Source organism: Sulfitobacter sp. S223 (assembly GCF_025143825.1).
Lineage (GTDB): Bacteria > Pseudomonadota > Alphaproteobacteria > Rhodobacterales > Rhodobacteraceae > Sulfitobacter.
This window is the reverse complement of record NZ_CP083560.1, coordinates 3,742,636-3,754,765: the sequence shown is the minus strand read 5'-3', so window position 1 is coordinate 3,754,765 and position 12,130 is coordinate 3,742,636. Positions and strand designations below refer to the sequence as shown.

At 53.1% G+C, this 12,130-nt stretch carries 17 protein-coding genes; 12 read left to right on the top strand and 5 right to left on the bottom strand.

The features are described from left to right. Positions 1–45: 45 nt before the first annotated feature. Genes flaF through K3757_RS17925 form a run of 3 tightly spaced genes read left to right on the top strand, consistent with a single transcriptional unit; the run spans position 46 to position 1,608 of the window. Positions 46–399: a flagellar biosynthesis regulator FlaF gene (flaF, locus tag K3757_RS17935; RefSeq protein ID WP_259997853.1), complete on the top strand. Its 354-nt coding sequence runs from the start codon at positions 46–48 to the stop codon at positions 397–399. 13 nt (positions 400–412) lie between these two features. After that, the gene (flbT, locus tag K3757_RS17930) at positions 413–817 is read left to right on the top strand and encodes a flagellar biosynthesis repressor FlbT (protein WP_259997851.1); all 405 of its coding nucleotides are present in this window, start codon (positions 413–415) and stop codon (positions 815–817) included. After that, positions 817–1,608 (top strand): DUF1217 domain-containing protein, encoded by a 792-nt coding sequence (locus K3757_RS17925; protein WP_259997848.1) that lies wholly within the window; start codon positions 817–819, stop codon positions 1,606–1,608. The genes flbT and K3757_RS17925 overlap by 1 nt, the downstream gene beginning before the upstream one ends. Here the strand turns inward: K3757_RS17925 and K3757_RS17920 are convergent. Further along, positions 1,605–2,942: a FliI/YscN family ATPase gene (locus K3757_RS17920; RefSeq protein ID WP_259997846.1), complete on the bottom strand. Its 1,338-nt coding sequence runs from the start codon at positions 2,940–2,942 to the stop codon at positions 1,605–1,607. The genes K3757_RS17925 and K3757_RS17920 overlap by 4 nt on opposite strands. Positions 2,943–3,022: 80 nt before the next feature. Here K3757_RS17920 and K3757_RS17915 point away from each other — a divergent pair, with 80 nt between their 5' ends. The 9 genes from K3757_RS17915 to K3757_RS17875 are packed head-to-tail and all read left to right on the top strand — an operon-like array spanning position 3,023 to position 7,656. Further along, complete coding sequence (locus K3757_RS17915) at positions 3,023–3,406, top strand: FlgB family protein (protein ID WP_259997844.1); 384 nt, start codon at positions 3,023–3,025, stop codon at positions 3,404–3,406. A gap of 11 nt (positions 3,407–3,417) precedes the next feature. Further along, positions 3,418–3,810 carry a flagellar basal body rod protein FlgC gene (gene flgC, locus K3757_RS17910; RefSeq protein WP_259997833.1) on the top strand — a complete coding sequence of 131 codons (393 nt, stop codon included), beginning with the start codon at positions 3,418–3,420 and terminating at the stop codon, positions 3,808–3,810. 44 nt (positions 3,811–3,854) lie between these two features. Beyond that, complete coding sequence (gene fliE, locus K3757_RS17905) at positions 3,855–4,145, top strand: flagellar hook-basal body complex protein FliE (RefSeq protein ID WP_259997831.1); 291 nt, start codon at positions 3,855–3,857, stop codon at positions 4,143–4,145. Then, positions 4,145–4,414, top strand: a complete 270-nt coding sequence (locus K3757_RS17900; protein WP_259997829.1) for a flagellar biosynthetic protein FliQ — start codon at positions 4,145–4,147, stop codon at positions 4,412–4,414. The genes fliE and K3757_RS17900 overlap by 1 nt, the downstream gene beginning before the upstream one ends. Positions 4,415–4,416: 2 nt before the next feature. Further along, positions 4,417–5,136, top strand: a complete 720-nt coding sequence (locus K3757_RS17895) for a flagellar hook-basal body complex protein (protein ID WP_259997827.1) — start codon at positions 4,417–4,419, stop codon at positions 5,134–5,136. Between the two features lie 12 nt (positions 5,137–5,148). Further along, a complete protein-coding gene (gene flgG / locus K3757_RS17890; protein WP_259997825.1) occupies positions 5,149–5,934 on the top strand; it encodes a flagellar basal-body rod protein FlgG in 786 nt (261 codons plus the stop codon). Further along, positions 5,934–6,353: a flagellar basal body P-ring formation chaperone FlgA gene (gene flgA / locus K3757_RS17885; protein ID WP_259997823.1), complete on the top strand. Its 420-nt coding sequence runs from the start codon at positions 5,934–5,936 to the stop codon at positions 6,351–6,353. Before flgG ends, flgA begins: the two co-directional genes overlap by 1 nt. A gap of 4 nt (positions 6,354–6,357) precedes the next feature. Continuing rightward, entirely contained in the window at positions 6,358–7,092 is a 735-nt protein-coding gene (gene flgH, locus K3757_RS17880; RefSeq protein ID WP_259997821.1) for a flagellar basal body L-ring protein FlgH, read from the top strand. A 15-nt stretch (positions 7,093–7,107) separates the two neighbouring features. After that, positions 7,108–7,656 carry a flagellar basal body-associated FliL family protein gene (locus K3757_RS17875; RefSeq protein WP_259997819.1) on the top strand — a complete coding sequence of 183 codons (549 nt, stop codon included), beginning with the start codon at positions 7,108–7,110 and terminating at the stop codon, positions 7,654–7,656. A 5-nt stretch (positions 7,657–7,661) separates the two neighbouring features. Here the strand turns inward: K3757_RS17875 and K3757_RS17870 are convergent, their stop codons facing one another. The 4 genes from K3757_RS17870 to flhA are packed head-to-tail and all read right to left on the bottom strand — an operon-like array spanning position 7,662 to position 11,993. Continuing rightward, on the bottom strand, positions 7,662–8,042 hold the full coding sequence (locus tag K3757_RS17870) for a hypothetical protein (protein WP_259997817.1): 381 nt from the start codon (positions 8,040–8,042) through the stop codon (positions 7,662–7,664). 20 nt (positions 8,043–8,062) lie between these two features. Next, entirely contained in the window at positions 8,063–9,148 is a 1,086-nt protein-coding gene (gene flhB, locus K3757_RS17865) for a flagellar type III secretion system protein FlhB (RefSeq protein WP_259997815.1), read from the bottom strand. Beyond that, positions 9,145–9,894, bottom strand: coding sequence for a flagellar biosynthetic protein FliR (locus K3757_RS17860; RefSeq protein WP_259997813.1), 750 nt, complete (start codon positions 9,892–9,894; stop codon positions 9,145–9,147). The genes flhB and K3757_RS17860 overlap by 4 nt, the downstream gene beginning before the upstream one ends. Before the next feature lie 20 nt (positions 9,895–9,914). Next, a complete protein-coding gene (gene flhA / locus K3757_RS17855) occupies positions 9,915–11,993 on the bottom strand; it encodes a flagellar biosynthesis protein FlhA (protein ID WP_259997811.1) in 2,079 nt (692 codons plus the stop codon). Positions 11,994–12,130: the final 137 nt, after the last annotated feature.

The following is a 12,130-nucleotide window of genomic DNA, read 5'->3' as shown; positions in this document are numbered from 1 at the left end:
CGCGACAGTGCGCCACCAGTACTGTTTTGATGAGTAGGGACACCCATGGATACAATACAACTTGCCCAGCGCGGTTATTCGCCAATAACGGCCCCGCTGAAGTCAGCGCGAAAAGTCGAATATGACGTCATAGCACGTATCACATCGCGGTTAACTTCGGCGATGAAGGCTAAAGATTTCAATAAGCTGATACATGCCTTGCATGAAAACCGTACGCTTTGGCGTAAATTTGCGATGGATGTCGCTCATCCCGATAACTTGCTGCCTGATGAGCTGCGCGCACGCCTGATTTATCTGTCAGAGTTTACAGAACAGCACACCCGTAAGGTGATCAGCCGGGAAGCTGCAGCTACCCCGCTAGTTGAAGTAAACACCGCGATTTTGCGCGGCTTGAAATAGATTGGAATCCAAAATGAGCGGTCTTGTTCTGAAGCTTGGTCCAAAAGAGCGTGTACTCATAAACGGTGCGGTCATTGAAAACGGTGACCGCCGTAGTCGGCTCGCTATCATGACGCCGGACGCTAAGATATTGCGCCTTCGGGATGCAATTCATCCCGAAGATGTGAAGACACCAGTTAGGCGCGCGTTATTCGCTGTGCAGTTGGTTTTATCCGGTGATAAAGACGGGGATAGCGCGCACATTCCTCTGCTGCGGCAGATCGAAGAGCTAAGTCAGGTGTTTACTGACCCAGATAGTCGCCAAGTGCTTGGGGAGGCCAGCCAAGCGATTATTGAAAAGCAGCACTACCGTACATTAAAGGCTTTACGTGCGTTATTGCCTCGTGAGGAGCGGCTGCTGGCCGTGCGGCCGAGCTGATGTTTCAGCCCGTCATCCCTGTTAGCGGACTTGGCGGCTGGCGCTTTCTGCAACAGACCTATGATAGCCAGTTTAAAGCCTTCTCTGAAAGCACACAACTTCAGCGCGACGCAGACTATTTTCGTGAGAATATAGAGCAGGTCGAAACAGCAGACCAACTGGTGGCTGACAGGCGGCTTTTGACTGTTGCGCTGGGGGCTTTCGGCCTTCAAGACGATATCAATAACAAGTTCTTTATTCGAAAAATTCTTGAAGAGGGCAGTGTGAACGATGACGCTCTAGCAAATCGTTTTTCTGACCCTCGGTATAAGGAAATGTCGCAGGCGTTCGGCTTTGGGCCCGGTGAGTATCTGAAGGTAGATCAACCTGTTTTTGCAGAAGCTATCATAGATCGTTTTCGCACGATTGAATTTGAAATAGTAGCGGGTGAGCAGAACGAAGCTATGCGATTTGCCCTTTATGCAGAACGTGAAATGGGCAGTCTGGCTGCAGAAGACATGTCTAATGATGCCAAATGGTACACGCTGATGGGCGAGCCTCCTTTGCGCAATCTTTTCGAAAAGGCGCTGAACCTACCGACTGCATTTGGACAGATCGACTTGGAACAGCAATTGGGGGTTTTTAAAGACCGGGCTAAGAAGGAGTTTGGCTCAGATGATTTGAGCATTTTCGCCGATCAAGCCAAGGTTCAGGATCTAATCACAAAATATATCGTGAGAGATCAAATCTCTCAATTTAACTCCAGCTACTCATCTAATGCGATCGCGTTGACGCTTTTGACGGGCGTTTAGGTCGCGCTTAGCCCTGCGCGCCGCAAGATAAGCTCGAGTTGGCTAAAGCTGCGCTGTGCATCGTCCGGCTCCAGTTTGGCCAAAAACGCTTCAATTTCTGGAAACAGGATGATCGCCTTGTCAATCTCGGGGTCACTTCCGTGAGTATACAGGCCAGCCCGGATCATCATTGCGTTGGTATCATAGAGACTCAGCATTTTCCGTGTCAGGCCCAACAGCTTGTTTTCCCGTGTGTCGGCTGCAGCAGGAAGGCTACGTGAAACTGATCGCAGAACATCAACGGCGGGGAAGCGACCGCGCTCGGCTATGGCGCGATCCAGTACCATATGCCCATCCAGAACGCCGCGTAGGATATCGGCAATAGGCTCGTCCATATCGGACCCAGCCACCAAAACGCTAAACAGAGCTGTGATGTCTCCCTGCGTTGCAGATCCAGGACCAGCACGTTCACATAGGGAGGTAATCAGGTGTGTTGTAGACGGAGGATAGCCTCGCAAGACGGGGGCTTCTCCGGCCGCAACGGCGACTTCGCGGTGCGCCTCGGCGAATCTCGTAATTGAATCCGCAAGAAAGAGAACTGAAAGCCCTTCGTCACGGAAATGTTCGGCGACGGCCATGGCTGTCCAAGCGCAGCGTCGTCGCAACAACGGAGATTGGTCCGAAGTCGCAGCCACCACCACCGCACGTTCCAACCCCTTGGCACCCAACACTTCATCTACGAAGTGACGCAGTTCGCGCCCACGCTCGCCAATCATAGCGATAACAACAACATCGGCAGTCATGTGGCGGGCAAACTGACCAAGCAATGTAGATTTGCCAACGCCGGACCCAGCGAACAAGCCCATGCGTTGCCCCTTAACGATGGGGAGCATCGTATTTGTCACTGCCAGACCTGTACTGAGCCGTTCACCAAACGGGCGTCTATCAGCCGCGTCAGGCGGCGGAGAAAGCAGTCTTCGCGCATAAGGCCCGCGCAAAAGCGGTTTGCCGTCTAGCGGTGCGCCGGCAGGATCAACAATCCGGCCCAGCCATTCATTGGAAGGCGCGATTATACCCGGCGAAAGCAAGGTTACCCTGTCATTTAAGCTGACGCCCTCCGGGGGTTCTTCAGCAAGCATGACAAGCGTATCACCGATTATTTGCACGACCTCACCACGCAATGGTGCACCCCGCTTGCGGTAAACTTGCAGGCCGTCCCCGATAGAGGCGTCTTGCGTAAGCCCCGTAATATGAAGCGATGAACCGTTGGCGCTAGTTATTCTTCCAACAGGCCGCACAGCACGCAAATCGGCTATATGCGCGACAAGACCGTCAATAAGCGAAGCATCTGTCATGGTGTTCCTTTGTCTGCTGCTCACTGTTTCTAAAGGAATCACCATTAAGCCTTCATGAAACCGCAGCAGGGAGAATCCCGATGTTCGAAAATTTAACCATCTTTCAGACCTCCGCAGCCATGGCGCGTTATGCTGGGCAAACGCAGGCGCTGATCTCTCAGAACGTGGCGAATGCAGATACGCCGGGGTACGTCGGGCGGGAAATGCCGCCGTTCTCTACAATGCAACCTGCTGAAATGGCCGGTACCCAGCGTGCCACCCGTTCAGGCCACCTTCACGGGAGTACAACCGTGCATGAGATGGCATCGGTTGAGATGCGCGGCAGTGAAAATCCCAACGAAAACACAATCTCGCTTGAAGCTGAAATGCTGAAAGCTGCCGACGCCAAAAGCGATCATGACCGCGCACTCGCAATATATAAGTCCGCGCTCGATGTGTTGCGAACAGCTGTGAGCACCAGATAGGAGACACCCCAATGACTGATTTTTCTTCAGCTAAATCCGTTTCTGCCAGTGGTATGCAGGCGCAAGCGCAGCGCTTGCGTCATCTGTCAGAGAACATTTCAAACGCCGACACGCCCGGCTATCGCCGCAAGCTCATTTCTTTTCAAACAGCTTTGGGGCAGGGAGAGCAAATTTCCCCGGTGCAAGTTGGGCGCGTCCGGCTGGACCAAAGCGATCTTTCAACAATCTATGATCCTTCTCACCCTCTGGCAGATGAAGCGGGTGAATACGAAGGGTCCAATGTGAACCTTTTGATTGAACTGGCTGACGCACGTGAAGCGCAGCGCAGTTATGAAGCAAATCTCAAAATGTTTGATCAGGCCCGCAATATGTCGAGCAGCCTGATGCAGCTGTTGCGCCGCTAAGGCGCCTCCCGACCCTTTGGTCACACAATAAAAGGAGTTCCAGAATGGAATTGAAGTCTCTCTCAGCGGTTCAAAACTATACCTCGGCCAAGCCGGCGACATCCCCCATAGACGGGGAAGGAGGTGCAGGTGCTACGCTAAAAGGCATCGCCGGCGACTTCGCTGCAACATTGGCAAAGTCCGAACAGACAGCGCAAGAAACGATGATGGGTAACGCTGATCCTCATGCGCTTGTTCAGGCGCTGGCGCAGACGGAACTGGCTGTAGAGACTGCCGTCAACGTTCGCAACAAAGTTGTCGAGGCGTATCAAGAAATTTTGCGGATGCCCGTCTGATGCTGGACGAATTGGTGTTCTTTGACACCATGCGGCAAGGGCTTTGGGTTGCATTCATCATATCATTGCCAATCCTTGTTGCTGCTTTGGTGACAGGCGTTTCGATTGGTTTGGTTCAAGCACTGACATCGGTTCAGGAAATGACACTGACGTTTGTGCCTAAGCTAGCGGCGATTGCCGTCGTGTTCTGGATGTCCATGCACTTCATGACCAACACGCTTGTCGCCTTCTTCCACAACCAGATCATCCCGCTCATCATCGGAGGATAAAGATGGAAAGCACCGGTTATATCACCCTAAGCCGCCAATCCGGTCTGCAACGTGAAATGCAGGTCGTGGCCAACAATATCGCCAATGCCGCAACTACCGGATATCGCGCCGAGGGCATGATTTTCTCCGAGTATGTCAAGCCGGTTGATCGCGCGAACTCCTTGTCCATGGGGCAAGGCAACATCGGCAAAACATCATTTGAGCAGGGCGGCCTTACGCAAACAAATGGCACATTCGATTTCGCTATCGAGGGGGATGGCTATTTTGTGGTTCAGACACCGATGGGCGACAGGCTCACCCGGGCAGGGGCGTTTTCGCCCAGCGCTGAAGGGCAGTTGGTTACACCAGACGGATTTCCGGTACTGGACGCAGGGCGCGCACCGTTGTTTGTGCCCGCCGGTGCAGGCACGCTTGCTGTTTCTTCGGATGGTACGCTTAGCATTAATGGTGCGCCTCTGGGTCAGATGGCGGTCGTGCGCCCGTTAGATCCCCTTAACATGGTCCGTGAAGACGGCGTCATGTTTCGCGCCGATGCCGGTGATGAACCAACTGAAGAGGCGCGCGTTTTGCAGGGTTTTGTTGAGGGGTCAAATGTGAATCCCCTGCTTGAACTTTCGCGCATGATCGAAGTGCAACGAGCATACGAGATGGGTCAAAGTTTTTTACAGACTGAGGACGAGCGTATTCGCGCTGCCGTCAAAACCCTCACCGATTCCAAATAAAGGAGACCGCCCATGCGCGCCCTCAAAATTGCCGCTACCGGAATGAGCGCCCAGCAAATGCGGGTAGAAACGATTTCCAATAACCTCGCTAACATGAGTACCACAGGCTACAACGCCCGACGTGCAGAGTTTGCCGATTTGCACTATCAGCAGATGGCGCGCGCCGGATCGGTGAATGCTTCTGATGGCACAGTGCTGCCAACCGGCGTGCAACTGGGCCTGGGCGTTCGGCCCGCAGCCGTCAGCATGCATCTTCAGCAAGGGTCGCTTTCGGCCACGCAAAGCGATCTTGACGTTGCGATCGAGGGCTTGGGCTATCTCGAAGTGACGTTGCCCAATGGTCAGACCGCCTACACCCGTGATGGCAGTCTGAAGCGAACAGGCGAAGGTCTGATCGTGACGTCCGAGGGTTTCCCTGTTGGGCCGGAAATTACAATACCGGCGGATGCCCGCAGCATCTCCATCAACGCAGATGGAGAGGTTTACGCATACTTTGACCAAGCCGCCGCAGGCCAACTTTTAGGTCAATTCAATTTGACAGGATTCACCAACGCCAAAGGTCTTGAAGCGATTGGCAGTAACATGTTCCTCGAAACCGAGGCGTCTGGTCCCGCTTTGGTGGCAACTCCGGGACAAGACGGCTTGGGCACCCTTCGGCAAGGCTATCTCGAAGACAGCTCGGTTGATGCTGTGCGAGAGATAACAGAGCTGATTGAAGCGCAGCGTGGATATGAAATGAACGCCAAAGTCATCTCGGCAGTGGACCAGATGATGGGCGCGACGACGCAGGTGCGCTGATGAATATTTTTCCTGTAGTTGCAGTGTTGATACTGGCGTCTCCATGTTTTGCCGATACGGTCATTTCGACACGAACAATCCGGCCGAACCAGATCATCACAGAAATGGATGTCGCCTTCGCCGCAGGCGATCTTGCGACAGGATTCTCGCGTCTATCTGATGTGATCGGCCAAGAAGCACGGGTCGCGCTTTATGCGGGTCGTCCAGTTTTGGCGGGTGATATTGGTCCCCCAGCTGTGATCACGCGGAACCAGATTGTACCGCTGAGCTTCAATGCCAACGGTATCAGTATCTCAACCGAAGGACGTGCGCTGGAGCGAGGCGCAGTCGGTGATCGCATCCGTGTCATGAACCTTGGTTCCCGCGCAACGCTATTCGGTCAGGTTTTAGACGATGGCACGATCAAAGTTAGGAATTGAGCATATGCATACACCTTTCAAAATCGGCGGCTTGTTCGCCCTTAGTTTCTCCCTTGCTTGCGCGCGTGCAGATCACATCGGAAGTCCACCAAGCTTTACACCGGCGCAAGAGGCGCCAGAGGCCCGCGCGATGATTGAACCCGGTTTGCCACCAGTCATTCTTGAGCGACGGCCAGTTGATGCAGCGTCCCTTTGGTCGCCCTCCCGTGTTTCGTTGTTGGGTGATCGGCGTGCAGTTATACGTGGCGATATCCTAACTGTGGTGATCGAAATTGATGAACGCGCGGAAATTTCGAATTCAACTGATCGAAGCCGGTCCGGCTCCGAAAACCTTAGCGTTCCAGGTTTGTTTGGTTTGCCTCAACGTCTGGATAACAAGTTGCCCGAAGGCGCATCGTCTGATGAGCTTGTTGGTTTGAGTTCACAAAGCAATTCCTCCGGTGACGGTTCTGTCAAACGTAATGAAAAACTGGAGCTAAGGATCGCAGCCACTGTGATTGACGTTCTACCCAATGGGGTTTTGTCTATTTCGGGCAGCCAGGAATTGCGTGTTAATTTTGAACTGCGCGAATTGTTGGTTACGGGCTTTGTCCGACCTGAAGATGTCTCCCGGCAGAATGAAATCACCTATGATAAAATCGCATCCGCCCGTGTGTCCTATGGTGGGCGCGGGCAGATCAGCGACATGCAGCAACCGCGTATTGGCCAGCAGGTCCTTGACGCCGTACTGCCCTTTTAATCAGGAACTGCGCAGATGAAAAAACTAATACCTCTTCTCTTTTTGCTGGTCGGAGCAGGTGCCGGAGTAGGTGCAGGTATCATGCTTCGACCCGAGGCTGCGCCGGAAACGGCAGGCGCAGCGGACGGCGTCGCGTCTGATAATTTGGCTGCTATTGAGGGCATGGATGAAAATGCAGGCCATGATGGAAAAGAACAGGATGCGGAGCACGAAAACTCAACGCATGACGATGAGAATAGTAGTGAATACGCGAAGCTCAATAACCAGTTCGTAGTACCTGTTGTCTCGGGAGAAAAAGTCACGGCGCTTGTGGTACTGGCGCTTAGCATAGAGGTGGCAGCCGGTCAGACCGATACAGTCTACTTGGGTGAACCCAAACTGCGGGACAGCTTCTTGCAGGTACTCTTTGACCACGCGAACATGGGCGGTTTTGAGGGCAATTTTACCAATGCTCAGGTTTTGAACCGTCTGCGTACAGCCTTGCGGGAAGTGGCGCAAAGAGATCTGGGAAAGAAGCTTATCAAAGATGTCTTGATTATCGAGATCGCCCGTCAGGACTATTGAAAGGATCAGAACATCATCGCAGATATGGCGCGGTCCAGTTGGGACTGCGCTTTTTTCTGTTTATGGGCTTTGCGTAGGTTGCAATGGAGTGCATCGGTAACCAGCACCTTTCCATACGCTTTTTTGACCTGGTCGATATGACGCTCTTTGATTGCTAGTACCTGAGAAAGCTGAATGTTCAATGCACGTTTCTTGCGTCCGATCCAGGACTGCCAGACAACATCAGCTCCTATCGCCTTTTGATATGTATCAGTGTTGCTTCGGCTTTCGGCCAAGTGAAGGTCCAACTGTTGCAATGAATTTCGCAGCCGGTTCTCCTGTTCCATTAATCGCGCGAAGCTTTCCTGCTGCTGGCGGTACTTTACTTCGACCAGCTTCTGCATCATCGCCAGATCATCTATCGTACTCATCTAGAACCTTTCGCGCGTTGCCGCATGTTTTCAGCGAACCTTATAGCCGCTGCGACAGGGGCGTAGTCCTCATGGCGAATCTGATCTCCGATCTCTACCGATGCATGAAGTGCGCGCGCAGTTGGCGGGTCCGAATGGATCGGAACGGCAGCTTCTGAGGCGATGCGCCTGATTGTGGCCGCGATCTCGTCCACGCCTTTGGCAACACAAACCGGTGCCTCGCCCGGCAGGCGGCTCCATTTCAGGGCAACGGCATAGTGGGTCGGATTGACGATGATCACATCAGCTGCCGGCACCTCTTTTATCATCTGGTTTTGCGAAGCCGTCAGAGCGCGCTGACGGCGTTCTTGTTTCAGATGCGGATCGCCTTCGCTTTCCTTGTTTTCATCGGTCAAGTCCTTGCGAGACATCCGGTTCTTGCGCATGTGAGAGGCATGCTGCCACATGGCATCAATACCGCCGATAACGCCTGATACGACAACGACTACGCTTAGAAAACCAGTACAGATTTTGGCAAGCAAGGTGATGGTTGCTTGTGGAGTTGTTTGTAGGGCGCCGATCATCTGGGGAAGCCACGCTCGAATAAATAGTGCAAGACAGGCCGAAAAAATTAGCAGTTTTACAAAGCTCTTCAGAAACTCGAACAGACCGTCACGTCCGAATTTGTTTTTGGCGTTCGAGATCATAGAAATCCGGCTAAGCTTTGGTTCAAGCTTGCTAGGGGCAAACACCCATGCGTTTTGCGCAAAGAGTGCTAGAATCACACCAATCGCAGGAAGAGCAAAGATCGGCGCCATACCCCAAGCTATAGATTTTAACAGCCCGCCAGTTGGTGCTGCCCCACGACCTTCAAAAAATATGGGTCCCAAACTGTCTGACTGATCAATCAGGGTCATCATTGCCGTACCAACTTGATCGAGGCTGCTGGCGCCGACCGTCAGTAATGCAACCAGCAAGCCAAAGTAAGCAGCAGCAGTCAGCAGGTCATTTGACTTGGCGATATCTCCCTTTTTCCGCGCATCAAGAAGCTTTTGTGGCGTGGCGTCAAAGCTCTTGTCCGAGGAATCTTCTGAATCGCTCATGGGACAGAATTTAGTGGATTTTGGATAAAGGTATTCAGGGCATCAAGCCATGTCGCTAGCAAAATAGGGGCTGCAAGACAAAGCAACAAAAGGCCCCCAGCGGTGATGACTGGCGCCCCGACAAAAGCAACCATCAGTTGCGGCATCGCTTTATTGATCACACCAAGGGCGACATTGTAGAGCACCGATAAAACCACGAAAGGTGCGGCCAGCGTGAAGGCCAGCGAAAAAGCACGGCGGATTTGGTCAACTCCCCACTCTGACACATCCGCCCCACTGGGCAGGCGCCCCATAGGCAGCATGTCGTAGGATAAGATCACCATTTCCGCAACGCGGACATGAAGGCCGCCCATCAAAGCAAGGGCAAGCCCCCCCATTACAAGAATATGGCCCATCGCGGGCACGGGTTCTGCCATGGCACCACCCAAAACTTGGGCAAGTGAGGTGGATTGCGCAGCAATCGAGCCGGCGGTCTGAAGCGCCAAGACAAATAACCTGAGCCCGATCCCCAGCAAGATGCCCGCCGTAATCTCGGTCAGGATAAACCAGACTATACTGTCGAATTGTGGTGCCATGGCTGGCGGAGAAACGGCGGGCGTAATGGCCATCGTAAATGCAAATGCAAGCCCGAGCTTTACCCGTGCAGGAACAGTTCGTTCTCCAAAAGCCGGCAAAAGGCTGACCAACGCGCTGACGCGAAGGAAGACCGCGAACCCCTGCCATAGCAGGGAATTCGTTAATTCCATAATTTGTCCGAGGTCCTGCATCATGCTGGCACGACGCCCACCAGAGATGGCCGCGCGTCCAACCCGATTTCCTCGAATGACAAAACTGGAGAGCTAATCCCTTTTGCCCGCATCACTGTGTGCACAAAACGTCGACGCCGAGTGTTTGTTACAATGGCAGGGAAAATGCCATTTCGGTTGGCATCATTGAGTTTCTGCGAAACACCATCGGCCAGCTGATTGAAAAGATCCGGCGGCAGCGCGATGTCTAACCCCCGATCGGCGTCCACTTGATATGCGCTAAATGTGTCCTCCCATTCTGGTGCGAGCTGAACCAATGGGAGCGTTCCGTCGTCACGCCGGATTTCTGCTACCAATTGAAAGCCCAAGCGCTGTCGCACCAGCTCACAGATAGCTTCTGGTTGAGAGTTTTGGCCCCTTGCTTCTGCCGTTGCCTCAAGGATGAGCGGTAGATTACGGATCGAAACCTGCTCGGCCAACAGCAACCGCAGGACAGAGTGAAGCACGTCTATCGGGACTTTGTCCGGGATTAGTTCATCTAGAAGTTTACGGTTCGCCTCGGCGCGTGCGGGAGAAGAAATATTGACCATCTCCTCCAGTATTCTGCGTAAAGATTTAAGTGTCAGCAGACGGGGGAAGTTGCGCTTGACGATTTCTAGCAGATGCGTTGCCAGTACTTCGGCAGGGGTCACAAGGGTGATGCCGCCAATCGCTGCATCCTCTTGATCCTTTTCGTTGATCCAACGCGCAGGGGCGCCGTAGACAGGTTCGACCGTGTCGATGCCTGCAGGCAATGCGTCAGGATTGTCTGGGGCAAGTGCCAGTATCTGGTGCGGACTAAGAACAGCGCGCGCCTGCTCAACACCCTGTATGCGCAGCAGATAGGTTCCATGTGGTAAACTCGGGCTATCTGTCAGCCTGATTTCGGGCAGTATGATGCCGTAGACCGACGCGACATGCGTGCGCATATTTGTAATACGCGCATCAAGTCCGGTACCGGGATCAAGGACCATGCTTACCAGATCGGGGGCGAATTCTACGTGGATATCATCGAGCTCAAGCAGATCCCCAAGGGGTTTCTCACGCACGACCTGATCGGTTTCTTCAGGTATGGCCTCAAGCGGGACCAGACTCTGTTTGCGATACATCCGATAAGACAAATATCCCAATGCCAACGCACCTGCCATAAACGGCACAAATGGCATACCGGGAACCAATGCAAACAAAGTCATCAGGCAGGCCACAGTTGCTAATGCCGCGGGGTGTTTGCTCAACTGGGCAAAGACCGCCAGATCAGTTGATCCTTGCGCCCCACCGCGTGCCAACAGAAGCGCGGAAGCAATGGAAATGATGACAGCAGGAATTTGGGAAACCAACCCGTCGCCTACAGTAAGAATGGCATATGTTTCAAACGCATCACCAATTGGCATACCGTGAACCAGCGTACCCATGATTAATCCGGCCACCAGGTTCAGAAGAGTGATCAGCAGTCCAGCAATCGCATCGCCTTTGACAAATTTCGAAGCGCCATCAAGAGAGCCAAAAAACGTGGTCTCCTGTTGCTCACGCGCGCGACGCTCTTTGGCTTCTTCATGACTAATCGCGCCAGCGGACATATCGCTATCGATTGCCATTTGTTTCCCGGGCATACCGTCCAGCGCAAACCGCGCGCCAACTTCTGCCATTCGGGTCGCGCCTTTGTTGATCACCATGAAGTTCACGATCAACAGGACACAAAAAACTACCAGACCCAGAAAGACAGAGCCGCCCATGACGAACTGCGCAAATCCCTGAATGACATCGCCTGCTGCATCTGTGCCGGTATGACCTTCCCCGATTATCAACTTTGTCGAGGACACGTTGAGAGAGAGCCGCAACATCAGTGATGCCAACAAGATGGTCGGAAAGGCGGAGAAATCCAGCGGCCGTTCGATAAACAAGGTGACTGTAAAAATCAGAATAGCTAATGCGAAAGAAGCGGCCAGACCAGTGTCAAGTATCCAGGCGGGCATCGGTAAGATCATCATTACAATGACCATCATCAAAGCAACGGCAAGAAGGACCGTGGGTTGATAAAGCGCGCGCAACGAGAAATTCATCTCAGCCACCCTGAAGAGAAGTCACGTGGTTGAAAAAATGTCGGTTGGACATCACTGACCGCCCACGGAAACCGATCAAATCGCCTAATGATATGCATTCTGCACCTTTCAATTCCCGCATTCTGCGGATCAGGAAC

Coding starts and splice junctions, on each gene's coding strand:
- K3757_RS17860 (WP_259997813.1), bottom strand. CDS start 9,894: ATGGAATTAACGAATTCCCTGCTATGGCAGGGGTTCGCGGTCTTCCTT.
- K3757_RS17870 (WP_259997817.1), bottom strand. CDS start 8,042: ATGATGCAGAAGCTGGTCGAAGTAAAGTACCGCCAGCAGCAGGAAAGC.
- flgC (WP_259997833.1), top strand. CDS start 3,418: ATGACTGATTTTTCTTCAGCTAAATCCGTTTCTGCCAGTGGTATGCAG.
- K3757_RS17875 (WP_259997819.1), top strand. CDS start 7,108: ATGAAAAAACTAATACCTCTTCTCTTTTTGCTGGTCGGAGCAGGTGCC.
- flbT (WP_259997851.1), top strand. CDS start 413: ATGAGCGGTCTTGTTCTGAAGCTTGGTCCAAAAGAGCGTGTACTCATA.
- flgH (WP_259997821.1), top strand. CDS start 6,358: ATGCATACACCTTTCAAAATCGGCGGCTTGTTCGCCCTTAGTTTCTCC.
- flhA (WP_259997811.1), bottom strand. CDS start 11,993: ATGAATTTCTCGTTGCGCGCGCTTTATCAACCCACGGTCCTTCTTGCC.
- flgA (WP_259997823.1), top strand. CDS start 5,934: ATGAATATTTTTCCTGTAGTTGCAGTGTTGATACTGGCGTCTCCATGT.
- K3757_RS17915 (WP_259997844.1), top strand. CDS start 3,023: ATGTTCGAAAATTTAACCATCTTTCAGACCTCCGCAGCCATGGCGCGT.
- flgG (WP_259997825.1), top strand. CDS start 5,149: ATGCGCGCCCTCAAAATTGCCGCTACCGGAATGAGCGCCCAGCAAATG.
- K3757_RS17895 (WP_259997827.1), top strand. CDS start 4,417: ATGGAAAGCACCGGTTATATCACCCTAAGCCGCCAATCCGGTCTGCAA.
- flhB (WP_259997815.1), bottom strand. CDS start 9,148: ATGAGCGATTCAGAAGATTCCTCGGACAAGAGCTTTGACGCCACGCCA.
- K3757_RS17900 (WP_259997829.1), top strand. CDS start 4,145: ATGCTGGACGAATTGGTGTTCTTTGACACCATGCGGCAAGGGCTTTGG.
- K3757_RS17925 (WP_259997848.1), top strand. CDS start 817: ATGTTTCAGCCCGTCATCCCTGTTAGCGGACTTGGCGGCTGGCGCTTT.
- flaF (WP_259997853.1), top strand. CDS start 46: ATGGATACAATACAACTTGCCCAGCGCGGTTATTCGCCAATAACGGCC.
- fliE (WP_259997831.1), top strand. CDS start 3,855: ATGGAATTGAAGTCTCTCTCAGCGGTTCAAAACTATACCTCGGCCAAG.
- K3757_RS17920 (WP_259997846.1), bottom strand. CDS start 2,942: ATGACAGATGCTTCGCTTATTGACGGTCTTGTCGCGCATATAGCCGAT.